At 56.8% G+C, this 22,478-nt stretch carries 20 protein-coding genes and 1 pseudogene; 9 read left to right on the top strand and 12 right to left on the bottom strand.

Annotated features, from left to right (window positions below; all coding sequences use genetic code 11):
- Nucleotides 1-76 precede the first annotated feature (76 nt).
- Nucleotides 77-874, bottom strand: a complete 798-nt coding sequence (locus tag HGO40_RS00180; protein ID WP_250961373.1) for an alpha/beta fold hydrolase — start codon at nt 872-874, stop codon at nt 77-79.
- Between the two features lie 226 nt (nt 875-1,100).
- On the opposite strand from HGO40_RS00180, the gene HGO40_RS00175 reads away from it, so the two are divergent.
- From HGO40_RS00175 to HGO40_RS00150, 6 genes and pseudogenes are all read left to right on the top strand, one after another.
- Entirely contained in the window at nt 1,101-2,135 is a 1,035-nt protein-coding gene (locus tag HGO40_RS00175; RefSeq protein WP_250961372.1) for an aldo/keto reductase, read from the top strand.
- Nucleotides 2,136-2,281: 146 nt separating this feature from the next.
- Nucleotides 2,282-2,446: pseudogene (locus HGO40_RS00170) on the top strand (2,4-dienoyl-CoA reductase); the annotation flags it as partial.
- 77 nt (nt 2,447-2,523) lie between these two features.
- Nucleotides 2,524-3,039, top strand: coding sequence for a sigma-70 family RNA polymerase sigma factor (locus HGO40_RS00165; RefSeq protein WP_250961509.1), 516 nt, complete (start codon nt 2,524-2,526; stop codon nt 3,037-3,039).
- Nucleotides 3,026-4,006: a DUF4880 domain-containing protein gene (locus HGO40_RS00160; protein WP_250961371.1), complete on the top strand. Its 981-nt coding sequence runs from the start codon at nt 3,026-3,028 to the stop codon at nt 4,004-4,006. Before HGO40_RS00165 ends, HGO40_RS00160 begins: the two co-directional genes overlap by 14 nt.
- A 118-nt stretch (nt 4,007-4,124) precedes the next feature.
- Nucleotides 4,125-6,515 (top strand): TonB-dependent siderophore receptor, encoded by a 2,391-nt coding sequence (locus HGO40_RS00155; protein WP_250961370.1) that lies wholly within the window; start codon nt 4,125-4,127, stop codon nt 6,513-6,515.
- Nucleotides 6,516-6,658: 143 nt separating this feature from the next.
- Nucleotides 6,659-7,195: a dihydrofolate reductase family protein gene (locus HGO40_RS00150; RefSeq protein ID WP_250961369.1), complete on the top strand. Its 537-nt coding sequence runs from the start codon at nt 6,659-6,661 to the stop codon at nt 7,193-7,195.
- 9 nt (nt 7,196-7,204) lie between these two features.
- On the opposite strand, the gene HGO40_RS00145 is transcribed toward HGO40_RS00150, so the two are convergent.
- From HGO40_RS00145 to HGO40_RS00135, 3 genes are all read right to left on the bottom strand, one after another.
- The gene (locus HGO40_RS00145) at nt 7,205-8,971 is read right to left on the bottom strand and encodes a S8/S53 family peptidase (protein WP_250961368.1); all 1,767 of its coding nucleotides are present in this window, start codon (nt 8,969-8,971) and stop codon (nt 7,205-7,207) included.
- 98 nt (nt 8,972-9,069) lie between these two features.
- Nucleotides 9,070-9,636, bottom strand: coding sequence for a DUF6630 family protein (locus HGO40_RS00140; RefSeq protein WP_250961367.1), 567 nt, complete (start codon nt 9,634-9,636; stop codon nt 9,070-9,072).
- Nucleotides 9,637-9,679: 43 nt separating this feature from the next.
- Nucleotides 9,680-9,973 carry a hypothetical protein gene (locus HGO40_RS00135; RefSeq protein WP_250961366.1) on the bottom strand — a complete coding sequence of 98 codons (294 nt, stop codon included), beginning with the start codon at nt 9,971-9,973 and terminating at the stop codon, nt 9,680-9,682.
- A 221-nt stretch (nt 9,974-10,194) separates the two neighbouring features.
- Here HGO40_RS00135 and HGO40_RS00130 point away from each other — a divergent pair, with 221 nt between their 5' ends.
- Nucleotides 10,195-10,866 (top strand): DUF998 domain-containing protein, encoded by a 672-nt coding sequence (locus tag HGO40_RS00130; RefSeq protein WP_250961365.1) that lies wholly within the window; start codon nt 10,195-10,197, stop codon nt 10,864-10,866.
- A 6-nt stretch (nt 10,867-10,872) separates the two neighbouring features.
- On the opposite strand, the gene HGO40_RS00125 is transcribed toward HGO40_RS00130, so the two are convergent.
- From HGO40_RS00125 to HGO40_RS00115, 3 genes are all read right to left on the bottom strand, one after another.
- Entirely contained in the window at nt 10,873-11,034 is a 162-nt protein-coding gene (locus HGO40_RS00125) for a DUF2986 domain-containing protein (RefSeq protein WP_250961364.1), read from the bottom strand.
- A 180-nt stretch (nt 11,035-11,214) separates the two neighbouring features.
- Nucleotides 11,215-12,681, bottom strand: a complete 1,467-nt coding sequence (locus HGO40_RS00120) for an FAD-binding oxidoreductase (RefSeq protein ID WP_250961363.1) — start codon at nt 12,679-12,681, stop codon at nt 11,215-11,217.
- Complete coding sequence (locus HGO40_RS00115; RefSeq protein WP_250961362.1) at nt 12,678-13,295, bottom strand: YebB family permuted papain-like enzyme; 618 nt, start codon at nt 13,293-13,295, stop codon at nt 12,678-12,680. Before HGO40_RS00115 ends, HGO40_RS00120 begins: the two co-directional genes overlap by 4 nt.
- 113 nt (nt 13,296-13,408) lie before the next feature.
- Here HGO40_RS00115 and HGO40_RS00110 point away from each other — a divergent pair, with 113 nt between their 5' ends.
- Complete coding sequence (locus tag HGO40_RS00110; protein WP_284738958.1) at nt 13,409-14,143, top strand: helix-turn-helix domain-containing protein; 735 nt, start codon at nt 13,409-13,411, stop codon at nt 14,141-14,143.
- Between the two features lie 29 nt (nt 14,144-14,172).
- Here HGO40_RS00110 and HGO40_RS00105 read toward each other — a convergent pair whose 3' ends face one another.
- Together HGO40_RS00105 and HGO40_RS00100 are read right to left on the bottom strand one after the other, a co-directional pair.
- Entirely contained in the window at nt 14,173-15,201 is a 1,029-nt protein-coding gene (locus HGO40_RS00105; RefSeq protein WP_250961360.1) for an alpha/beta hydrolase, read from the bottom strand.
- A 25-nt stretch (nt 15,202-15,226) separates the two neighbouring features.
- On the bottom strand, nt 15,227-15,673 hold the full coding sequence (locus tag HGO40_RS00100) for a cyclophilin-like fold protein (protein WP_250961359.1): 447 nt from the start codon (nt 15,671-15,673) through the stop codon (nt 15,227-15,229).
- A gap of 124 nt (nt 15,674-15,797) precedes the next feature.
- Here HGO40_RS00100 and HGO40_RS00095 point away from each other — a divergent pair, with 124 nt between their 5' ends.
- Complete coding sequence (locus tag HGO40_RS00095) at nt 15,798-16,691, top strand: LysR family transcriptional regulator (protein ID WP_250961358.1); 894 nt, start codon at nt 15,798-15,800, stop codon at nt 16,689-16,691.
- A gap of 123 nt (nt 16,692-16,814) precedes the next feature.
- Here HGO40_RS00095 and HGO40_RS00090 read toward each other — a convergent pair whose 3' ends face one another.
- The 3 genes from HGO40_RS00090 to HGO40_RS00080 all read right to left on the bottom strand — a co-directional run bounded on the left by HGO40_RS00090 (nt 16,815) and on the right by HGO40_RS00080 (nt 22,055).
- Nucleotides 16,815-17,345 (bottom strand): hypothetical protein, encoded by a 531-nt coding sequence (locus tag HGO40_RS00090; RefSeq protein ID WP_250961357.1) that lies wholly within the window; start codon nt 17,343-17,345, stop codon nt 16,815-16,817.
- Between the two features lie 394 nt (nt 17,346-17,739).
- Entirely contained in the window at nt 17,740-20,553 is a 2,814-nt protein-coding gene (locus HGO40_RS00085; RefSeq protein WP_250961356.1) for an RHS repeat-associated core domain-containing protein, read from the bottom strand.
- A gap of 17 nt (nt 20,554-20,570) precedes the next feature.
- A complete protein-coding gene (locus HGO40_RS00080) occupies nt 20,571-22,055 on the bottom strand; it encodes an RHS repeat domain-containing protein (RefSeq protein ID WP_250961355.1) in 1,485 nt (494 codons plus the stop codon).
- Between the last annotated feature and the right edge of the window lie 423 nt (nt 22,056-22,478).

Below are 22,478 nucleotides of genomic sequence, written 5' to 3'. Positions count from 1 at the left end.
TGTCTTGAGCCGTTGCGGACAATCCAGGCCAGGGGCCCGATGATGTCCGCACGCAGCCTGATTTACGCCATTCAGGTCAACCGGTGTGGCGTTTCAGGAAACCCTCGATAACAGTTGCGAAATAAGGCGGGCACTCCTGCATCGGGTAATGACCGCAGTTCGGGATAACATGCAGTTCTGCGTTCGGATGCCACGCCAGAAAGGTTCTGGCCATAGCCGCGGCATCAAGTCCGGGGTCCTTGTCACCGACAATAATCAAATACGGTGGTTCAAGGCCTCGAATGTCATCGACGAAATTTGCCGTGACCATCATTTCGAGGTACCTCGCCCGGCAGGCAGGTGAGACTGTGTCGCGGCTTTGTTGGACCTTGAGATCAACCCACCCATCGGAGAGACCTCCAGTCACGAATTTGAACAGCCGCCGAAGGGCCTCGTCGTCTTCTGCCGTGCTGGCAAAGAACGCCAGCGCTTCTGGGCTCAACCGATTGCCAGCGGCAGAAACGGGGCACACCGCTATCGCGCTTGCGACGCGAGACGGGGCATCCGCAGCGATACGTTGCGTGATCATCCCGGTCATTGAATGGCCGACTACGTGGAAGCGCGTCCAACCGAGCTGGTCGGCGAGCATGAGGCAATCGGAGGAAATCTCCTCTACCGTAAATTCGCCAGCCAATTCAATGGATTGTCCGTAGCCACGCACATCAACGAAAACATAGGTAAACGCGCGACCGTCAAGACAGGGCATGACGGCATCGTAGCTGGAGTGGTCGCCCAGCCAGTCATGCATGACCAGTACGTGAATGGGGCCATTGCCGTACCGCACATACCCTAAGGTGGTATCAGCTCCGAAACTGATTTCAACGGGGGCTTTCATTTCATGGTTCCTTTGTGGTTGGGGGAACCAAAACGAAAACGCCCTCCCGGCGAACCGGGAGGGCGTTTTGAAAGAGAGGCAACCCTATCAATCTCTTGAGTCAGGTTCAATAGGCGAGCCAACCCATCGCAGCAAGCCCGCAATAACCCGTCTAGACTCCATGCGCACTCATTCACTCTCAACCCAGCGCAGGTCGCCGTAGCCTCTTGCCCTGAAGGAGTCCGTCATGCGCTATCGCATTTTCGGCAATACCGGCTTGCGGGTCTCTTCCCTCGCGCTGGGCACTGGCAACTTTGGTAAAGGCTGGGGCTACGGGGCCGACTTGGACGAGGCCCGTAGAATCTACGACGGTTACCGGGAAGCAGGGGGCAATTTCATCGATACGGCCGATCAATATCAATTTGGCCAATCGGAATCCATGCTCGGCGATTTCATGGCGACCGAGCGTGATGAAGTGGTTCTGGCGACCAAGTTCTCGCTGGGTGATTCACCCGGTGCCGGCGTCCTGCGCTCCGGCAACAGCCGCAAAGCCATGCGCAGCTCGGTGGAGGCCAGCCTCAAGCGCCTCAAGACGGATCACATTGATCTTTTGTGGGTGCACATGCCTGATGGCGTAACGCCTATCGACGAAATTGTGCGGGGGCTGGATGACCTGATCCGCTCTGGCAAAGTGCTCTATAGCGGACTGTCGAACTTCCCGGCTTGGCGCGTGGCAACGGCCGCCACCCTGGCGGAGCTTCGTGGGTGGTCGGCGATATCGGCGGTGCAATTGGAGCACAGCCTGGTGGAGCGCTCGGCCGAAGGCGAACTCCTGCCGATGGCCGCTGCCTTCAATCTGGGAGCCGTCGGATGGTCACCGCTCGGCGGTGGTTTGCTGACCGGTAAATACCGCAAAGGGGAAACCGGTCGTGCGCAGGGTTTGGGGGCGGTGATCCACGATGAGGACAGCGAGCGCAAGACCTCGACGGTGGATGCGGTGTTAGCGATCGCCGAAGAGACCGGCCACACGCCGGGCCAGATCGCAATCGCCTGGGTGCTGGCCAAGGGAACACTCCCGATCATCGGTCCACGCACGCCGGAGCAGATGGCCGATAACCTGGCGTCAGTCGAAGTTCAGCTGACGGCGGATCAACTGGCACAGCTGGACGCTGCCAGCGCCATGCCCCTTGGGTTCCCACACGATAAGGTGGCTGCTTCAGCGCCTTCGCTTGCTGGCGGCAAGGCAGACCTCATTGATGCAATGAACCGGGTTGTGCGATGAATCGGGTTTCCAGGCAGTCCGCCCATTTGCCCGCAAACCGGTAGAGGGGCATGCTGGGTCGCGATCGCGGTGGGGCCGCGTGCATCAATGTTGAATGTACCGACGCCATCGCGAGCAAGCTCGCTCCCACAGTTGATTGGGGCGCCGTGGCGGTCGTGAAGTTTCAATTGCACAAACTGAGTCGGGCTAAAAAGCCCGACCCGAGCGTGTCGCCGTTGCGCGCGCTGATCCTGCAACAGCTCGCCCTGGCATTTCGCACCCGCCAGTATCGAGGTTGGGTGGAGAAGCGTTCGCCCAGAAGCGGACACTGAGCGCCACGTATTTGCCTAAGGCCTATCGCCTGAGTAGAATGCGATTAATTATCAATCATGTACTTGCCGGGATTCCGATGCGCAGCGATGAAACACTAGGTACTGCAGATCTAGGGCTGCTCTATCGAACCCATCACTCGTGGTTATACGGCTGGCTAATCCGACGCATTGGATGTCGCGATAACGCAGCAGATTTGGCGCAGGACACCTTCGTACGCCTGCTCAAGTCCCGTCAGTCCAGCCCCTTGCGCGAACCCCGCGCCTATTTGAGTAGTATCGCCCGCGGACTGATGATTGATCAGTATCGTCGTCGCGAACTCGAACGTGCCTACTTGGAAAGCATCGCGTTGCTACCTCAACACGAGGTGCCCTCGGAAGAAAGCCGGCTGATGATTCTTGATGCGCTCGAGCGCATAGACCGCATGCTCGGTATGCTCAAACCGAGAGTTCGCCAGGCATTTTTATTGGCCCGACTCGACGGTCTGACGTGCGCGCAAATAGCCGAAAAGCAGGGTGTTTCCCGCGCGACGGTGGAACGCGACCTGGCCACGGCCCTGCAACACTGCTATCGCTTGCGTTATGTCGAGTCGTGAGCCGCAGGCGCTGGATCCGGCCATTGTCGAGCAGGCGATCCAATGGCTGGTGCGCCTTCGCTTCAATCAAGCCGATGAACAGACACAGCGCACTTTTGAGCACTGGCTCCGGCAGCGCCCGGAGCATGTGTTGGCGTGGCAGCGTGTGGAAACGCTTGGGGATGAATTCGCCGGCGTGCCCGCTCAACTGGCGCGACAAACCCTTAATGGCACCCATCATGGAATGCGGCGGCGCGAAAGCCTGAAGCTACTGGGCCTGTTGGCGACTGTCAGCACGGCAGCCTGGCTCGGTCGGGACTACACACCCGTACCCGCGATGCTTGCGCAGCAACACAGCAACACCGGCGAGCAACGACGCTTCCAACTCGATGATGGCAGCCTTATCCAGCTCAATAGTGATAGTGCCGTCGACAGCGATTTCGACGCCCAGCGACGCCTGATCATCCTGCGACGGGGTGAAATCATCGTGAATGTCGGTGCGGATCGACACTCGCCTCGAGCGAGACCGTTCTGGGTGCAATCCCGTGACGGAATCATGCGCGCCCAGAGTTCCCGCTTTCTGGCACGCGAGCTTGGCGATGGCACTCTGGTCGCGGCTCAGGAAGGATCAGTCACGGTTTTCCCTGGCTCCAGTCAAACGCCTGCGAGCCGTAGCGTCCAGGCAGGCAATCAGTTGCTGTTCACATCAAGTGGCGCCCGAACGTTCAAAGGCAATGGCCTTGATCTATGGAGCTGGGGTGACGGGGTGATCAGTGCAAGCAATATGCGCCTCAATGATTTCATCGTGGAGCTGTCGCGTTATCGCCCCGGGGTACTGCGCTGCGCCGAAGAGATCGCGGATCGTCGCGTTTCCGGCACCTTCCAGCTCGCCGACAACGATCAGGTCCTGGCATTGATCGCGCAATCACTGCGCTTGCACATTGATTATCGGACCCGCTATTGGGTGACCGTGACCGCTGCCACCTGAGCCCATCGGAACTTTGCGCTACCTGAAAAAGAATGAGGTGCTTTCTCATTCTCGTTCGACCTCTAAGGAAGGCCGGAATACAGGCCAGTCTGCCAATGTCCTTTCTTGGAGCGAGAAAATGAGTTCGTCCCCGGTTTCACAGCGCCATCCATTAAATCGTGCCTTGCACGGTGCGATTTTGGGTTTGATCGTGAGCAGCTACGCATTGCCATCGCTGGCGCAAACCTCGAACGCTGACCACAGCAATCAAGTCAAGCAGTGGAACATCGCTGCCGGCCCACTGGCGCCGGCGCTTGACCGTTTTGCGCGGGAGGCTGGCATCAGTCTTTCCTTCGACGCGTCGAGTGTCGTGAACCGCACCACTGCTGGCGTGAATGGCACGCTCGATACATCGACAGCGCTGTCATCGTTGCTGCAGGGGAGCGAATTGCAAATCGAACAGCAAGGCCCGAATGCCTATCTACTGTCCCCTCGACCAAAGCCCGCCGGCCCGCTGGAGCTCGGCGCAACGGACGTCGAGGACTACCGCCTTGCACCCCTCATCATCAACGCCAAGGTCAGGGTCAGTGCCGACGACGACGCCAACTCGGTGGTCGCCCAGGAGCTCTGGGTTGGCGGCAAGGTGGCAACCAGCATTCTCAATACACCGGCATCGGTGTCGGTGGTGACCAACAAGGAAATGGAGCAACGCAGCGTCAGCACCACGGAAGAGGCGCTGCAATACACGCCGGGCGTGGTCAGTGACTTCTATGGTACGGATGACCGCAACGACTATTTCCAGATCCGGGGCTTCCAGGCCACCACCTACCGTGACGGCTTGACCCTGAGTTCGATGCGCGGCGTACGCGAAGATCCATTCGCCTATGAGCGCATCGAGATTTTGCGTGGCGCCAACTCCACGCTGTTTGGCCCCGCGGACCCGGGTGGCTCGGTGAACTTCGTGACCAAACAACCGCGCTTCGAGCAGTTTGGCCAAGGCTATGTGACCTACGGGTCGTTTGACCATGTCGAGACAGGCATCGATGTGGGGGATGCGCTGAACGACGAGAAAACCTTGGCTGGCCGCTTTACTGCCAAAGGCCAGAACAGCGACCGCGAGTACGATCACTCACAGGACGACAACCGGTTGGTGATGGGTGGCCTCACCTGGGCACCCACGGATTACACGTCAGCCACCGTGATTCTGGACTATCTGAAAACTGAAAGTTCGCCCAACAGTGGCGGCTATCCGCTGGACAAGGAATACGACCGCAGCAAGTTCTATGGTGAGCCCAGCTACAACTTCCACGATGTCGAGCGCACCAGCCTCAGCGGTAACGTCACCCATGACTTCGACAACGGCTTTGTACTGCGCAGCAATCTGCGCTACAGCAAATTGACCGATGATTTTGGCTACGTTTACCTCAGCGACAGCGCCGCACGTGTCGGTACTACCGTTGACCGGTATCTGTTTGGAACGGACAGTGAGGCCGACCAGTTCAACGGCAATCTGATGCTGCAATACGATGCCCGCTTCGAGAACATCGACAGCAGCAGCCTGGTGGGCGTGGAGTATCTCGATTCGACCACCAAGGAAAGCTCGGTCTACGCCCTGACCACCCCGATTGACATTGCAAATCCCGTGTTTACTGGCGTTCCACGCTCAATCACGCCGTATGCCGTCAACAAGCGAGACGCGACCACCAAGGCTGTGTTTCTTCAGCAGAACCTATCGTTCTATGAGCGTTTCATCGTCACCGCGGGTATGCGCAACGACTCGATGGACCTTACCAGCAAAGGCTTGATATCCACGGAGAAAGACAACTTCTCCGAAACCTCCTACCGAGGTGCGTTGACCTATATCGTCAACGATGAGGTGTCCACCTATGTGAGCATGGTGGAATCCGTCTCGCCGCCTCAGGTTGGCGTAACACCGCAGACGGGCACGCAGTACGAAGTGGGCGTGAAGTATGCGCCGATGGGGATGGACGCACTGTTCTCCGCAGCCGTTTATGACCTGACCCAGGAAAACGTCACCATCGCCGTGGTGCTGCCGAGCGGCATCATTGAGCAACAGACGGTGGGCGAATCGCGGGCCCGTGGCCTCGACCTGGAGGCCAAGGCGCAGGTGACGCAGAACCTCAGCCTGATTGGTGGCTACTCCTATATGGAGTCCGAGGTACTGCGCGGTTCGTTGTACGACGGCAGCTCCCTGAAGGGTAATGAGTTCTCCACGGCACCCAAGCATTCCGCTTCGCTCTGGAGTTATTACGACGTGCCCGGCACGGATGTCAGCGTTGGCTTGGGGGCGCGCTACGTCGGCTCTTATTACTTCGATGCAGCCAACTCCGGCAAAAGCGATGGCACCACGCTGTTCGACGCCGCCTTCAACTACGAGATCGCCAAGGGCACCGACCTTGCGGTGAACGTCAGCAACCTGCTGGATGAGCAGCACGTGGTCGGTTCCGGCACAGCGAACTTCTACAACCCGGGGCGCGAGATTACCGCCAAAGTCAGTTACAACTGGTAGGCAGGCGTGTAAGCCCAATGCTGTTCACTTAAGCCAATCGACAAACCCGTGGCGAGGGAGCTTGCTCCCGCTGGGCCGCGAAGCGGCCCCAAAACCTGCCAAGTGCGGCGTATCAGACACACACCACAACAAAGGAGCCTCAAATGCCTACCGCTCACGTCTTCATCGCCACCAGCCTGGATGGTTTCATTTCTCGGCCCGACGGTGACATCGACTGGCTCTTGCAACGCGACGACCCATCCGAGGACCACGGCTATCAAGACTTCATCACCGACAAGGATGTCATCGTGATGGGGCGCGGGAGCTATGAAAAGGTCCGGACCTTCGACACCTGGTTCTACGACCGGCCCGTGGTGGTGCTGTCCAAACAGTTGGCCGATTCGCCGGTGCCCGAGGCGTTGAAGAATAAGCTGCGTTTCTCCAACCTGGCACCCAAGACGTTGATGACGGAGCTGGCAAGCCAAGGCGTGCAGCGCGTCTATGTGGATGGCGGGCGGGTGGTGCAGTCGTTCCTGCGCGAGGGCTTGGTGACCGATATGGTGATTACCACCGTTCCGGTGTTGATTGGCTCGGGGCGGCCGTTGTTTGGCGGGCTTGGGCAGGATGTGGATTTGAAACTCGTATCCAGCCGCAGCTTTGCGTCGGGCTTGGTGCAATCCACTTACCGATTGGCCCCATGACTCGTCGGTTCAACGCACACGATCACGGCTTTGCGCCGCCAAATCCAGGGCCTTTTGCATGTCCAGCCGTGCCGAGCGGCCGACGTCCTTGTCGTTGAGTTGGTAGCGGCGTTCCGACGGCAGGATGGGCGCGGTGAGGTCTTCGCCGTCCATCTGTTCGAAGTCGTGGTTTTCGCCGATGGTCATGGCGCTGCGGCGTAATAGCATGCGCAATTGCTCGGGTTGCAGTTGCGGGTTGATGGACAGCATCGCCGCCAGCAAGCCCGCGACCATCGGCGTGGCGTAGGACGTGCCGCAATGCACGGCGCTGTCCTGGCCGGCGCGGGTCGTCGAGGCGTGGGCGCAAGCGGCGGCGGTGATGTCGACGCGCATGTCGATGTTCGAGGAGCTGCGCTTGACCGCATAGGCCGGGTCGTCGACGGCAACGCCAGCGTGCTCGCTGCGCTGGTGACCGCCGACCACCAGCAATTGCTCGGTGATGAAGGAGGAGGGCAGGCGATATTCGTCGCTGCCCGAGAAGGAAGAACCATTGCCAGCGGAGTTCACCACGATCACGTCAGGATGCGCCTTGCGCAGCCAAAGGAAAAACTCTTCCAGCAGTTCTTCGTAGCCGCCCATGGCGAGGCCCGAGCGCAGCAGCGAGTCGACGTCATCGCCCTTGATGTCTTTGGCGCCGACGCGGTGGATGCCCCAGCTCCAATTGAGCACACGCACGCCGTCTTCCACGAGGTTGACCGAGGCGGCGATGTTGGCGGTGATGCCGGCATCGGAGTTACGTTCGACAATGACCTCGAAGCCACCGCTGGCCTTGTCCAGCCCACGGAGAAAACCGGTGTTGCCGCTGTCATCCCAACGTGCGGCGAGGATGCCGGCGACGGTCGTGCCGTGGTTGTCCGGTTTGTCTGCATCGCGGGCGTAGACGCAAGTGCGCGGCGGCGAGCAGGCGCCGAGGTCGTCCGCGAAATCCGTCGTGTCGAAGTCCACATCCCGCTCGCTCAGGCCAATGCGCACCGGTTGCGGCTGGATGGGTGGCTGACGCCCGGGGATTCGCCGTTGGTAATAGTTCACCGCGTCGAGAAAGCGATTCGCGGCCCATTCGTCGGAGTCCAGGGCGGGTTTCTTCGGTTCTTCAGGATGGGCTGGGGCCTGCTCGGTTTCTTCGGCGGAGGACTCCTCGATCACCACGGCATCCACGCTGGTCTCGCTGCCCAGGCGCAGCACCAGTGCATCGCGCTGCACCAGGTCCTTGGCGGGCAAGCGAAGTTGATACAGGTTCAGCGGCGCGATGCTGCCGACCACCTTCGCGCCGTACTTGTGGGCCAGGCGCTCGGCTTCCTGGCGGCCATCGCGGTCTTCCTCGATCAGCACGCTGACCAGGTCGACATAAGTGGTCAGGCCGTCCATGTTCTTCGCCACTGCGTCCGGCCCGGCGGCCAGCACGTGACTGTTGCGCAAGGTCAGCCAGGCGGCATTACTGGTGCGTGAGCCGTCTTCCAGCCAGAGCGGGCCGCTTTGGTAATCGGCGGCATCCAGGCGCACGCGCAGGTTGTTCCCTTCGCGCTGGACCGCGTCTGCGGGTATCGCCTTTGCTCCCAACTTCAGTTGCGGCGTTGCATCACCCAGCCCGCGTGCTGTCAGGCACCACTCCTGATGCTGGCTTTGCAGCAGGTCGCCGCAGCGTTTCAGGCTTTCCAGGCGCAGCGGTTCCGGCGCAGCGCTCGCCGTGCCGGTAGCCAAGGTGAACAGTGCAGCGAGAGCAATGGATCGTAGGAGCATGGGGCCAGGCTTCTTTGCCGAGGGTCTTGTTGCTCCGACTGTGATGCGGCTTGCTTCGTTCAGCGGGATAACGAGATTCAGCGAATACCCATTCCGGTTCAAAAGCTTTCGAGGCGCACTGCAACACCTGCTTGCCGTGCGAGTTCGATCATGGCTTCGACCTGGTCGACATCGGCAATGAACCCGACATATTCGTCGCCACCAGCGTCAAGGTGCAGGTAGCGTTTGTCGAATGCCACGAGCCATCGGTCGAAATTGGCCAGCGTCTCCGACATCGGCAGCGTGCCCTCATAGCGGTAGGGGTAAGTTTCTTTTACCCCGCTGGCGCTGACCAGATAGGGCACCAGATACTCGAAACCATCAAAGCCTTTCCAGTCGACGCCTAGCAACGCCAAGAGTTCGAGCTTCTGGCCTCTGTCTGCATCCAGCAAGCCTTCCACCAGCGCGGTGGCCGGTTCCTGGCCCGAACCGTAAATGCGCAGCACGCGCCTGACCAGCCTGGCACCTTCGGCGTCTGGTATACGGGCCAGTAGGGCTTGGGTAAACGCCTTCAGTTCGGCGCGATAAGGATGCAGCTCCCGCATGATCGCCGCGTCGCTGAGAGTCGTTTCCTCTGGTGGCGGCAGGGTAAAGCGGCCGCCGAACAAGCGATCAAGAATGCCCATTTTCTTTCCGTTCCTTGGGTTGTCGATCTTCTCCAGTCTACTGTTATACGTATCCCACATGAACGCGATACCGGATATCCCGATCAAAAGGGTCCTCCGGGTTTTCGTAGGCTTCTAGTGTTTCCAAGAAGCCCATTCGCTCAAGGCTCACCAGATCTTCGAGGGTCCAATCAAACGGTAAGTCGCTGGAAAAGCTTTCGCCCTGGTGTTCAATCCAATGAGAAACCGGGAAGGGCAGGTAACCGAGCCACTCTGATCGATAGGTGATCTCGTCAGATTCGCCACCGATCACCATGGTGCGGATCTTGTTCTTGATGATTGTTTGGCGTTCATCCATGGTGTTTCGATCCCGATTAATGATTGACTGCGTATTCTGTGTAGAATCCGTTTTCTCCAGAATTCAAAGGATTGAGCCTGCAATCACTTGCCATGTCCGGTACGTTATTGACCCTTCGCAGTTTCCTGCACCCGGTTCTTGATTGAGCGGTTGGACGCTTGGATCAATGCAATATTGATCATCACATCACATCACATCACAACGACAAGGAATGTCATCTCATGAAAACCATCGATCGTGCTTTGCTAGGCTTCGGAATACTGATTCCGTTCTGGCTGCTTTTGGGTGTCGCACTGACTGCGCAAAGCTATCCAGGCTACAGCCATCTGGATCAAGCCATGAGCCAACTAGGCGCTGTTGGAGCACCAACCCACGGCTTCTCTGCCTGGGTGAACAACTTTCCGCTGGGTGTGATGTTCGTGCTTTTCGCAACAGGCGTGGCGAGACGGTTCAAGGCATCGCGGATGGCCTTGCTGAGTGCGGCACTGATATTCGTCCATGGCTTGGCAAGTTTCGCGGCCGGCTATTTTTCCTGTGACCAAGGTTGTGCGCCGATTGAACCGTCGATCTCGCAACAGAGCCACAACCTTGCGGGGCTGGTGATGTTCATCTCGCTTACCCTGGCAGGGGCGCTGTGGGCGTTCCTTGGCAAGTCGTTGCTTTTGTCGTCCAGGTTCGCCATGTTCTCTGCGATCTGCGTAATCCTCGCCATCGTAACGGTGATGCTGATGGCGACGGCAATGGCCGACGGGCACTTGTTTGGCCTGTACCAGCGGCTCAACTACGGGGTTTCGGTGGTCTGGGTTGCGTCGTTGGCCATCGTTGCCCTACAGGATGCCAGAGATAAGCCGCGAGGCGCGGCGGTTCGGGCGCAGGGCTTCAGGGGGCAATGACGTGGCTCAGCCTTCCGAGGAAATAATGGGGGCGTCACTGGCTTCAGCCTCCAATTTCAATCGGTCGGCTTTGCTGATGTATTGATTTTTGTTTTTGGGCGCCAACTTGGCACTGGCTTTCTTGGCGTTAGCCTTTAACAACTGGTTTATTTTCTTGCGGCGATTCATGTTGTTCTGCTCGGCGTGTCGATGTTTGGATGGTATCAGCTTTGCGTTTTCTCAGGATTTTTCCTGACGTTGGCAACGGGCTTTACGCGACGCTCGACAATGATCGAGTCATCCGGGATCTCCAAGCGGATTGCCGTTTTCGCGGTGCGTATTTTCAGTGGACTGGCCCCGTCGTCCGCGCTATCCCACGTAATACTTATCCCAAAGCTTGTTCCGGAATCGCTTCTGCGGATCGAACCGCGCCTTGAGTGCGAACAGCCGTTGCGCGCCGGGATAGGCACTTGCGAACTGTTGTCGCGTCGCATGCAGCTGATAAGGCAGGTAATAGGTGCCCCCAAACGCCAGCGCAAGTTCGATCAGTTCGCGCGTCCATACGCCGACCTTTTCGCGGTCGGCCACGCCAACGTATTGCCAGTAATAAAGCACGAATGAAAAGACTTCCTTCCGGGCCCAGGGCAGACACGAGTCAGGTGCGGGTGGCGCGTGGCGGATGGAGATGTTCACGGCATCGACGTCATGGGCCTTCAGTAGATCGGCCATCTTCATTACAAACGCGTTGAGGTGAGCTACCGGTACGAAATATTCCTGCAAGGCGTAGGTGCTGTTTCGGGTAGCAATCGGTCCGAGGGCGGCGACGTCCCTGCTGGCCTCGTAGTTGCGGCGTACCACCGGGTGGCTGAGGTAGCGCAATGGATCGACCACATCCTTGCGAATCAACGGGCCGCCGGGGAGTCTGGCCACGCCCCACATGATGGTCTGATCGAGCGTGTACGATTGCCCCGGTGCGACCAGCCGTTCCTCGACGGTCAGTGCTTTTTTCGTGGTGCTCCAGGTGATGGCGGTGGCTTGGTCAAAGTGGGGCGGCGCCAGATCGGCATTGTGCAGGATCGCCTGGTCGTTTCCGCGGATCTGGTCATTGAAGAACTGGGGGTAATCGGCAATCGGCATGTGGTGGACCTGGCGTTCCATCGTGACGTTTGTTGCCAGGTCCAGTTCGATCTCGGTAATGACCCCCAGCGCGCCATAACCACCGATGGCCGCGTGAAACAGATCGGTATTCACGGTGCGGGACGCTTCCATGACGGAACCGTCGGCGAGCACCAGTTGCAGGGCGCGTACCGAGTTGCTCATCGGCCCGGCGCCGACGTAACGCCCATGAGCATTGACTGACAGCGCACCGCCGACGGTGAAGTTGGCATAGCTCTGCATGATCTTCACCGACAGATCGTCCGGGTCGATGACGGTCTGGAGGTCGCGCCAGCGCATCCCTGATTGCACGCGTATGACCTTGTTCTCAGGCGAATAGTGGATGACCTGATTGAACTGACGCATATCGAGGTGCAGGCTGTCTTCGCTGGCAATCTGTCCGCCCATGCTATAGCGGCCACCCCCGATGCTTACAGGGCCTGTCCACTGGGCAAGCGCCTGGCGGATCTCATCGGTGGTGCGCGGCGCCAGCAGACGATTCACCCAGACTGGGTTGAGCAGTGTCACGTCGTTAACCAGGACGCCCGAAGAGGCTGCCCAGCACGACCAGGGGGACAGCACGCCGAAGGCAATCCCGGCCGTGCCAGCCTGAAGCACGCTGCGCCGGGTGAGGCAGGGCAACGATCTTGAAGGGGGAAGCGCTTGCACATCGTTGGTCATGCGGTGTCACTCAGTTGGGAATCGAAAATGACCCGCACGTCCGGACTTCGAAGCAGACTGGCCGGTGTGACGGTACGACGTTGCCAAGGAATTCGGCCGAAATACCACAGCCGCCAGAACGCCAGGTTCGGATTGGCATTATCTTGCAGCAAGGTCGCGAACGTCTCCACTTCACCGAGCTGAACATTAGTTGCTTCATCGATGACCTCACGAACGAAACGAGAGCAGAACTGGCGCCGCGAGCTTATATTGAAGCCCGTGTCATAGAGCGTACCCAGCCGATGATCCGCGGCGTTCTGAAGTGCCGCGCGTTGCGTGTCGGTGAGAGGTCGCGTGAGCCTCGCCACTGTGCAGCATTCATGCTCGGAGCGCTTGAGAAATCGGCTGAGCGAGGTGGTGCGTGAAAACGGAAACGTGCTTTCCGCGATCACCGGCTCATCGCCGCGGTTGTCGACCACCACGCCCACATGATTCGTCCACGCATTCGTCGCGTTGGCGACTTCCAGGAAGGGCCGCGCGGTGACCCGGATGAACACCATATCGCCAATCTGCAGGTCGCCCATGGAGGGCGCGCCTGATGTTGGAGAAACGTGCGCTGCGTTTTTGCTGAACATGCTGACCTCTCGGCTTTTTTGAGTTTCAAGCATGGGGAGAGGGTGGCGGAACTCGCAACTTATTCGTGGATAATTCGCTAAGCTGATACCAACAGTATCGGATATCAATACTTATGACCCAGATTGCCCAACTCATCGCCACCCTGAAACAGCATCTCAAGGCCGCTGGCATGACCTATCGCGATGTTGCTCAAGCGCTCGACCTGTCGGAGCCCAGCGTAAAGCGCCTGCTGGCCAGCGGTCGCCTGACGATCGAACGCCTTGCACAGTTTTGTGAGTTGCTGGGCCTGACGATGGCGGAATTGCTTCAGGAGGCAGAGCGAACGACCCCACGCCTGCACATGTTGACGCTTGAACAGGAAACGCAACTGGTCTCAGACGAAAAGTTGTTGCTGGTGGCGGTGTGTGCGCTGAATCACTGGTCGCTGGAAGACATCGTGTCCGCCTACTGCGTGTCAAAAGCCGAGTGCATCAAGCATTTGTTGGTGTTGGAACGGATGGGCCTGGCGGATCTGAAACCGGGAAATCGCATCAGGTTGCTGGTCGCGCGGGATTTCGATTGGCTGCCGGACGGTCCTATCCGAGGGTTTTTCCTGCGGCAGGGTTTGCCGGATTTCATGGCGAGCCGATTCGACGTCCCCGATGAAACCCTGCACTTTGCCCATGGCATGTTGACGAAGCCCGCTTACGCCCAGTTGCAAGTCGACATCCACAAGTTGCGCAGCAAACTGGCGGCGCTTCACAACGAATCGTTGGCCGCGCCGCTGTCAGAGAAACGTGGGACTGCGCTGTTGCTGGCGATGCGAGTTTGGGAGCCGCAGGCGTTCAGGAAGCTTAAGCGGGGGTAGATCGATAGGTCTCTCGACTGGGCCAGATATTACTTCAGATTGCTCTGGAAGAAGGTTGTCAGCTTATCGAACGGAATGAGGTCGACCCGATCATAAAGATCGACATGGCCAGCTCCGGGAATGAGGACCAGTTCCTTGGGCTGACCGGCGAGCTTATACGCTTGCTCGCTGAATTCCCGGGAGTGCGCATCGGCCCCTGCGATGAACAACATCGGATGCGGTGAAATGGTCTCGATGTCATTGAGCGGGTAGAAGTTCATGAACTTGATATTGCTGGTCAGCGTCGGGTGCGTGGTCAGGTCTTTCGACGAGCCGGATGGCGTGCCCTCGCCGCGGGGGGTGCGGTAGAAGTCATAGAATTCACGTTGGATGGGATGAGTGTTGGCGTCCAACTGGTGCACCGTACCGCGGGTGTAGAGCGTTTCACCGCCGGCAAACTCGACGTTACGCTGCTGGGTGGCTTGGGCGATGATCGCCCGGCGCTGTTCGAGCGTTTGGGAATGCTTCAACCCGTTGCGATTGACGCCACCCATGTCGTACATGCTCACCGTAGCGATGGCTTTCATGCGCGGGTCGATCTTGGCTGCGCTGATCACGAAGCTGCCACTGCCACAGATGCCGATCGCGCCAATCCGCTCCTTGTCGACGAAAGGCTGGGCGCTGAGAAAGTCCACCGCGGCGCTGAAGTCCTCGGCATAGATATCTGGCGAGACGGCATTACGCGGCCGCCCCTCGCTTTCGCCCCAGAACGACAAGTCCAGGGAAAGGGTCACGAAGCCTTTTTCCGCCATTTTCGTGGCATAGAGGTTGGCGCTCTGCTCCTTGACCGCGCCCATCGGGTGGCCGACGACAATCGCCGGACTTCGGGTCTTGCCATTGAGTTTTTTCGGCATGAACAGGTTACCTGCCACGGTCATTTGATATTGGTTCTTGAAGTTGACCTTCTGTACGGTCACATCGTCGCTGGTATAAAAGTTATCTGCGCCGTTGGACATATCGGCTCCTATGGCTGTGAGCGAAGTGACAAGAAGGGTGAGTAAAACGATGATCTTTTTCATTGGGGATCCTGTCGATGGGGAGACATCAGTGTTGGGAAAAGGTCACTTGCACATCTCGTCGGCCCAGCGCTTGAGCCAACTTCGCGGTGTCGTCCACTTGCCCAAGGCGGGTGTAGGCGTAGGCCGAGTCGAAGTTCGTATAAAAGACGACCAGGGGGTCTGTGCCATACAGCATCAAGTCGCCGTTGCGGATCGTTCCCGGCTTGCTGGCTTCGGCAGGTAGCGCTTGGGGAAGGGTGGCGTATTTCTCGTTACGGTTGAGATCGCTCATCGCCACCGTCAGCGGCAACAACGTGACAAACGCGCGGGTGGCCGCGTTGTCGGCCAAGGTGATGGCGAAGCGGTGTTCGCCGACGGTCATCCACATCACCCTGTTCTCCGTTTTCGAGGGCGCCGACGCGGCACCACTCATCGTTGCGTAGCTGCCAAACACGAGCATTACCGCCAGCAAACCACGCCGGGCCGATCGCATCGCAGTTGTGCATGGGTGTCTGTTCATGGGTTCATGGTGACTTGAGAGCAGTGATGCGACTAGCTAATGAATGCTTAACAAGGCTATAAGCATGGCTAATCAATCTGCTTGAAGTGCTGCTGCCATGGTCAAAAGAAATCTCAACGATTTGCTGTCTTTCGTCACGGTGGCGCGCGAAGGCAGCTTCACACGAGCTGCCGGGGCGCTGGGCGTCACCCAATCGGCGCTGAGCCAGGCGATCAGTGGGCTGGAAGCACGCTTGCAGATCCGCTTGCTGACGCGGACCACCCGCAGCGTTTCGCCGACCCTTGCGGGCGAACGGCTGTTGCACGCCATCGGTAATCGCTTCGATGAAATAGAAGCCGAGCTGGATAGGCTCACGGAAATGCGCGACAAGCCCGCAGGCACTGTGCGCATTACCTGCGGCGATCATGTCCTGCGCACGCCCTTGCTGCCCAAACTGACCGGGCTGCTGCACGATTACCCGGATATCAATGTCGAGTGCGACGTCTGCTACGGATTTCGGGACATCGTGGCGGATCGTTTTGATGCGGGCGTGCGCCTGGGCGATACCATCGACAAGGACATGATCGCGGTCCCGATCGGCCCTGCGTTGCGGATGGCTGCCGTGGCTTCGCCAGCGGACTTTGCCAATCGTGCCGTTCCCGGGCATGCGCGCGACCTGCTGAATCATCGTTGCGTCAATCAGCGCATGCCTACATCGGGCGGGCTCTATGTCTGGGATTTCGAGCGACGCGGCAAGCAGGTGAACGTGCGAGTAGATGGCCAACTCATTTTCAACACGTCGACTCATATCGTGCAGGCGGCAGTCGCTGGACTGGGCATAGCCTATCTGCCAGAAGAGGAGTTTGAACCCCACCTTCAAGAGGGGCGGTTGGCGCGCGTGCTGGAAGACTGGTGTCCGCCGTTTTCAGGCTACTATTTGTACTACCCCAGCCGGCGGCAACCTTCGCCTGCGTTTACATTGGTTGCCAATGCGTTGCACCAAGCCGATTAAGGGCGAGCGACGGTTCAAATAAGCGGATCCAACGCATGTCTACTAGTTCAGGCAAACGTTGATTCGCGGATACGACTTTCAAGTAGTCATAGTCGTAACGTTTAGTAACTCATATGCTAGCCCTTATGAGAATCTCGATATCCACCAAGTGATATAGGTTTCAAGGTAATTATTTGACCATGATATGTATTTCAAACCTTGGTGACTGCTCAGGTGTTTTACAGTCAGTGTCCCGGATTTATTTGCTGGGTGTTTTTCGAATACGGTGTCTGATGCTTTCGGAAAGTAGGATATGGAAAATAATCGTCCATTTATAAAGCCGAATTGCGCAGTGTCGGTGTTGCTGTCTATTTTGTAGTAGGGTACTTCAAATATGTTTAAGGAGAATTTTTTCCGCAGAAGACCACTGTTTTTTTCTAAGCTTTCTAAAGTTGTAGGCTTGTAGCCTTGCGCCTCAAGGGAGCTCAAGGTCTGATCAATATGGCCGCAGCTGTTGAAATTATTTATTAGCAGGGGTGGCGACTCCTCGCAAATACGTTCAATACTCACAGGTTCTTGGTATCTGAGCACGATGGCAGCAGAAGCCACAGACATCAGAGCAATTAGTGTTGCTGATGTTTTCGGCAGTTTGAGAATGGCGTTAATAGTATGCATCGTCAGAGCTTGCCTCTGTCCTTAAAATTCTATTGTTAAGAAAGGTCATGCAGTTTTAGGGACGGTTTTCAGGGGGTTGTTGCTCTTGAGCGCGTATGGGACATACGGCTTTACTATCCGGAAGATGATTTTTTTCAATCAGGTCCGCAATTTGTTCTGGCAGATAAGGTATTTCATATTGGTTGTGAGGGTGTGTTACGGATTGTTTAAACCGTAACACATGGGGTTGTAAGCGCTGTTGAGCTCGATCACTAGTTTTAATTGTTACTTGTGCTCGCAGCGGCTTTTTTCATGGTTCCAACGGCCGCCTCCATCCAAACATCTGTCTATTTCAATCTGCTCGCAACCTGTTTGAGTAATAAGTAGGAGAAGTAATATGAGTTTTTTCATCTGTTTAATATCTATCCTCAAGTCCGCCGGGTCTGAAAAGGGAGCATAAAGCACCGCAGCTTTGTGCGGGATTATAGAGTCCTCTTGTTCTTCCGTGTTTGTTGGCAATTTGATCGGCTGCGGATGCAGTTGCAGGATCGCCTTTTATGTTCTGATCTGTCCACTCCCGTGCATTACTTATAAAGCATGCCATGTTCGATCCCCCTTGACCTCGCTGGCCTGCTTCGCAGTTTGCTTTGCAGTGGAAGTATTTATCTGCACCTATAGTGTTCGCATCCCTCATGTCGTTGTAGTTTCGACCAAAGTCACCAACTGCTCCTGCTGCCCCCCAGACGTATATAATAGGATCCGAAGTTGGCCTAAGAAGAGCTGCCAAGACTGCTGGAGAATTTATTGCTGCTTGTGCTTGGGCGTATTGACCAAGCTGAACTCCATTCATGCCGCCAACTCCAGGAAAGGTAGCGGCTAACCCCCAGAAGTCAAACTTAGAAATTGGGTTTCCCCCTACGTACCCATAGGTATTAAGGCCACCATTGAGCCCAATCGGATCACTCTGCACATAGCGACCAGTCTCCGGGTCGTAATCCCGAAAATAGTTGTAGTGAAATCCAGTCTCAACATCGTAGTACTGCCCGGGAAAGCGCAGGTTGATTGTCAACGGGCCGCTTGCTTCACTCGTACCGAACGCGGGGGAATCCCACCCCCATATCTTTTCCCGTGCCGCGTTCGTTGCGCTGCGCGGTGTATTGAGGTGATCGCTATGGAGATAGAACACGGTACTATTTGCAGGTGCGCCGTTTGCGCTGTAGGTCACACTGATTCCACCCAAGGGCATCCCTTCGAGCCAGATGTAAAACTGACTCGTCAGTTTCTTGCCTTGGTTATCAAACAGCGTTTCGCCTATTAGCTCTCCACTCAGCCCATACACGAACGTCGTGGTGCGTTGCGGTGTAATTTTCTGCGTGCGCTGGCCGAAAGCGTTGTAGCGGAACTGAGCCTTGATGACCCCATCGATTTTCACGTTGCTCAAGCGGTTGTGTTCGTCATACGAAAACTGCCGGCTGGCACCATTGGTGCGCTCTTCGATCAGGTTGCCCGCCGCATCGGTGTCCACCGAATGAAGGCCTATTTGCATCGACCGATTGCTGCTGGCGCCATACTGATAAAATGTATTTGCGGTGGCATACACCTCGCCATCCACCAGGAAATCGAGCGCTTTGTGGGTGCGGTTGCCTGCCGCGTCATAAACATAGGTCTGCCGTTGGGAAGGGGTGGTTTCTTCTGTCAGGCGATCCAGCGCGTCATAGCTGTAATCAAGGTTGCCAAGTGAACTGCGCTGCATTTGGGTGATATTTCCATGGGCATCATAGGTGTAGGTCTTGCTCTGGCCTGCAACGGTTTGAGCGGTCAGCCGGTAGTCCAGATCGTAGGTACGTTGAAGCGTAGTCCCGTTGGCCCAGGTCAGGCTTTTAAGCGGACCGAAAGGTTGATACGTGATATTGCTGGCGAACGCGGTCGGCTGCCCCGTGCCGCGCCGGACCTGCACATGGCTGATTTGTCCTGTGGTGTTGCGCGAGTAGACGATGCTGAAACCTGTTGGATAATCGATCCTGCTCAACCGATTGGCGACATCGTATCCATAGCCGATCTGTTCTGGCTGAGTCGCTGTGTTTGCGGGCGCTGTTTGCCGCTGGGTTGTAACGTTGCCTTGGGCGTCGTAGGTGTAATTCAGCACCCCGTTGACGTCCTCCACGGCTGTCAGTCGGCCGATGCCTTTGTTACCGGCGGCAATCGAATCGTAGTGGAACTGAACGTCCAGTGCCGGGTTCGTCGGATAGCGGCGGGCGGTCAGGCGATTGAGCGCGTCGTAGGTAAAAGTCGTGACCACACCACGCGCGTCCACCTGTTGCGTTACGTTGCCTGCGGCATCGTACTGATAGTCAGTGGCGCCGCTGTCAGGGCTGTTCAACCGCGTCAGGTTCCCCAGGCCGTCGTATTGATATTGGGTGGTTACACCCCGTGGGTCGCGGACGTGGGTGAGGTTATCTTGAACGTCGTACTCAAGTTGAGTGATGCCATTAAGCGGGTCAGTATGCGTCACCCATCGGTTCAGTGAATCAAAGGCCCGTTGGTGACTGTGATTGCGGGGATTGGTCAGCGCGATCGGATTATCGTTGAGGTCGTACTGTGTCTGGCTTGTCTGGCCGGCCGCACCCACTGAGCGCAGCAAACGACCCAGTTCGTCGTACACCCATTGATGTTGTTTGGTCAGCTTACCGGTCTTGTCCTTGATCCGTACCGCGGTCCGGTTCCCCATCGGGTCGAGATCAAATTCGATCTGTTCCCCTGCGTTATTGGTCACTCGGATGAGCCGCCTTGCGTCGTCCCATGTGTAAGTCGACCAGCTATTGTCTGCACGAATGATCTTGATGATGTCGCCCACGGCATTATGCTCAAGGCGAACAGTGCCGGTAGCGGTACTCAACGACCTCACCCAGCCTTGTGGTGCATAGGTCAGGTTTGTAATAACACCATTGGAATCGACCACTGTCTTAGGGCTGCCGGCGGCGTCAAAGTTGGAAAATGTGGTGGTGTGTCCGAGCGCGTTGATAATGCGTGCCAGGTGTCCTTTGGCATCGTAAGCGTAGCGGGTAATGTCACTGACATCTGTTCGCGGCCCATCTGACGACTCCAGCTGCCCCTGGGTATTGTAGGTGAACGACCAGCCACGTTCGGCAGCTTGGCAAAGAGTAAGGGTGGTAATGGCTCCGCCCAAAGCGAGGGCGAGCAGAGCAACCTTGCATGTCAATGTGTTCATATTCAGATCCTTCTGAATTAACGTGAAATGATTGTTTTACTGAGCTGGCGCCCTTGAGTGTCGTAGGTGTAGTGAATGGAACGATCCGGTTCGTTGATTCGCACTGGGGAATACAGCGTCGGGTGCCATTCGGTGGTGATTGTTCTCGTTTGAGAAGTACCGCTCGCTTCCGTGCGAGAGGTTTCCAGGCCACGGTCGTTGTAGAAATAGGTGGTTATATTGCCGTTGTTGTCGGTCTTTGTTGTCAGCAGACCGCGGGTGTCGTAGGTGAAACTTGAGTTGCTATCGGGGCAGTTGGCCGATGGAAGACCCGCAATGGACTTGATGCGTTTGACGCCTTGAATCAATTCAAATTGATATCGGATTTTCTTACCCAGTGCGTTGATTACCGTTGATGATCCATCAGGGTTGTAGTTGACTGAGATTTTTTCCATACCGGCCGCGTGTTCACTCGTAATGGCACGCCCTTGATCATCATAAGTCCATGTGGCATAACGTACCCCGCGCTCATCAATAATGCCGGTCAGCAGTCTGCTGTCTTTCGGGTCTTCGTAGATGTATTGTTTATTCTCCGTATGGGTCGGATAGGTTTTGGTCATGGAGGTTAGCTGTTTGTAATTGTTATAGGTGTAGCTAATGCTTACGTCACCCGCAATAACGGTAAGAGGTTGTTTTGACGTGTCCTCGGTAAACTTTAAAGTGTTGCCAAAGCCATCAGTGACGGTCGCAATATTGTCTAGATAGGTAATGCTTAGCGCGCTACCTGCTTTAATAAGCGCAGTTAACCTTCCGTTGCTATCAAATTCAAGTGAGCGATTATTGCGGGCGTGATAGCTCCAACGGTCCGACTGATAAACGAGTGTTCCTGTTTCGGGTGGCCTCGCCTCATAAGACGTTCCATTCTTTTCAAAAAACGATCGACTTCCATCAAGGTGAATAAGCGTGATCAAGTTTTCTTCGAAGCTGAGCCTGGATGAATAACTGTGCCGCCATGCTCCATCAACGCTTCTGTAGAATCTTGAGAAGTCAAGTGGATTTGCACTTGGGTGTGAATGCGCAGTTGAGTAATCGTTTTCCGTTTGTATTTTGTAGCCTGTCGCGAAATTTATTGGGTTTCCCGCCAGGCTCAAGGGGCAGCCACTGTCGAGGCCTTGAGTCTCGCATTGGCCTGAGGACTTATTGAATTGTTGGTTTTCGGTGCATGTGTTGCCGCTGCGGAGAATGGATACAGCGCCATAAGAGTCGTTTAAGGGGTCCTTGCCATATATCATGTGGCAATGCCAGATGTGATCCTCCTCCGTTGCCACCGCTGGTGTGTAATTCCAGATTTCTTCGTACTCTTCATATAGCCATCTACAAGCCAATTCGGGTGAGGGCTGTCGTTTTTGAAGATGTGCCGGGAATTGCTGAATCGTCCAATAGTATTCTTCTGCCAACGCTTGGAGGTTTGCTGCAAGTGATAAAAGCAGTAATGAGTACGTAAAAAGCTGTTTGCATAGCATTCCAGAGTTCCTTCTGGTGTCAGGTTGTTGTCCTCCTGGATGATGGCGAGATGGAACGCTGTAAAACGATACATATATATTGTGTTTGTAACCTTGTGTTGTGATCCAGCAAAGCACTCGCCACGCTGGCAGTCAGGAAAACGGCCAATAGCCACCGATCGCTGCGCGTCGCCTACAATCACTCGTGTATTTGACCTCCCGCTGGCGTAGGACAACTTTCACGTCTAGTCGCTTTCAGAACACGTTTCGTCGTCCATGTGCAATCGCCAACCCCCGGGAGTGGCAAGCTGTGAGGATGCCCCGGACCAGGTGCGCCAAAGACACCTGGCCGGAGAGCGAGAATGGCGATCGGATGTGCCACGCTACCGTGACGTGGGCCGCACGCCCCAGCCAAGACTCCGGACGGCTGCCGCTATGCGGCGG

Source organism: Pseudomonas sp. CG7 (assembly GCF_023701885.1).
Lineage (GTDB): Bacteria > Pseudomonadota > Gammaproteobacteria > Pseudomonadales > Pseudomonadaceae > Aquipseudomonas > Aquipseudomonas zanjanensis.
The sequence above is the reverse complement of the archived record's forward strand: the minus strand, read 5'-3'. Positions and strand labels throughout refer to the sequence as shown.

What these genes read in the sequence shown, in the direction of transcription:
- HGO40_RS00145 (WP_250961368.1), bottom strand. Translation starts at nt 8,971, where the DNA reads ATGCTCCTACGATCCATTGCTCTCGCTGCACTGTTCACCTTGGCTACC.
- HGO40_RS00135 (WP_250961366.1), bottom strand. Translation starts at nt 9,973, where the DNA reads ATGGATGAACGCCAAACAATCATCAAGAACAAGATCCGCACCATGGTG.
- HGO40_RS00120 (WP_250961363.1), bottom strand. Translation starts at nt 12,681, where the DNA reads ATGACCAACGATGTGCAAGCGCTTCCCCCTTCAAGATCGTTGCCCTGC.
- HGO40_RS00160 (WP_250961371.1), top strand. Translation starts at nt 3,026, where the DNA reads ATGTCGAGTCGTGAGCCGCAGGCGCTGGATCCGGCCATTGTCGAGCAG.
- HGO40_RS00105 (WP_250961360.1), bottom strand. Translation starts at nt 15,201, where the DNA reads ATGAAAAAGATCATCGTTTTACTCACCCTTCTTGTCACTTCGCTCACA.
- HGO40_RS00180 (WP_250961373.1), bottom strand. Translation starts at nt 874, where the DNA reads ATGAAAGCCCCCGTTGAAATCAGTTTCGGAGCTGATACCACCTTAGGG.
- HGO40_RS00150 (WP_250961369.1), top strand. Translation starts at nt 6,659, where the DNA reads ATGCCTACCGCTCACGTCTTCATCGCCACCAGCCTGGATGGTTTCATT.
- HGO40_RS00080 (WP_250961355.1), bottom strand. Translation starts at nt 22,055, where the DNA reads ATGCTATGCAAACAGCTTTTTACGTACTCATTACTGCTTTTATCACTT.
- HGO40_RS00090 (WP_250961357.1), bottom strand. Translation starts at nt 17,345, where the DNA reads ATGCATACTATTAACGCCATTCTCAAACTGCCGAAAACATCAGCAACA.
- HGO40_RS00155 (WP_250961370.1), top strand. Translation starts at nt 4,125, where the DNA reads ATGAGTTCGTCCCCGGTTTCACAGCGCCATCCATTAAATCGTGCCTTG.
- HGO40_RS00110 (WP_284738958.1), top strand. Translation starts at nt 13,409, where the DNA reads ATGACCCAGATTGCCCAACTCATCGCCACCCTGAAACAGCATCTCAAG.
- HGO40_RS00165 (WP_250961509.1), top strand. Translation starts at nt 2,524, where the DNA reads ATGCGCAGCGATGAAACACTAGGTACTGCAGATCTAGGGCTGCTCTAT.
- HGO40_RS00125 (WP_250961364.1), bottom strand. Translation starts at nt 11,034, where the DNA reads ATGAATCGCCGCAAGAAAATAAACCAGTTGTTAAAGGCTAACGCCAAG.
- HGO40_RS00130 (WP_250961365.1), top strand. Translation starts at nt 10,195, where the DNA reads ATGAAAACCATCGATCGTGCTTTGCTAGGCTTCGGAATACTGATTCCG.
- HGO40_RS00115 (WP_250961362.1), bottom strand. Translation starts at nt 13,295, where the DNA reads ATGTTCAGCAAAAACGCAGCGCACGTTTCTCCAACATCAGGCGCGCCC.
- HGO40_RS00085 (WP_250961356.1), bottom strand. Translation starts at nt 20,553, where the DNA reads ATGAACACATTGACATGCAAGGTTGCTCTGCTCGCCCTCGCTTTGGGC.
- HGO40_RS00175 (WP_250961372.1), top strand. Translation starts at nt 1,101, where the DNA reads ATGCGCTATCGCATTTTCGGCAATACCGGCTTGCGGGTCTCTTCCCTC.
- HGO40_RS00100 (WP_250961359.1), bottom strand. Translation starts at nt 15,673, where the DNA reads ATGCGATCGGCCCGGCGTGGTTTGCTGGCGGTAATGCTCGTGTTTGGC.
- HGO40_RS00095 (WP_250961358.1), top strand. Translation starts at nt 15,798, where the DNA reads ATGGTCAAAAGAAATCTCAACGATTTGCTGTCTTTCGTCACGGTGGCG.
- HGO40_RS00140 (WP_250961367.1), bottom strand. Translation starts at nt 9,636, where the DNA reads ATGGGCATTCTTGATCGCTTGTTCGGCGGCCGCTTTACCCTGCCGCCA.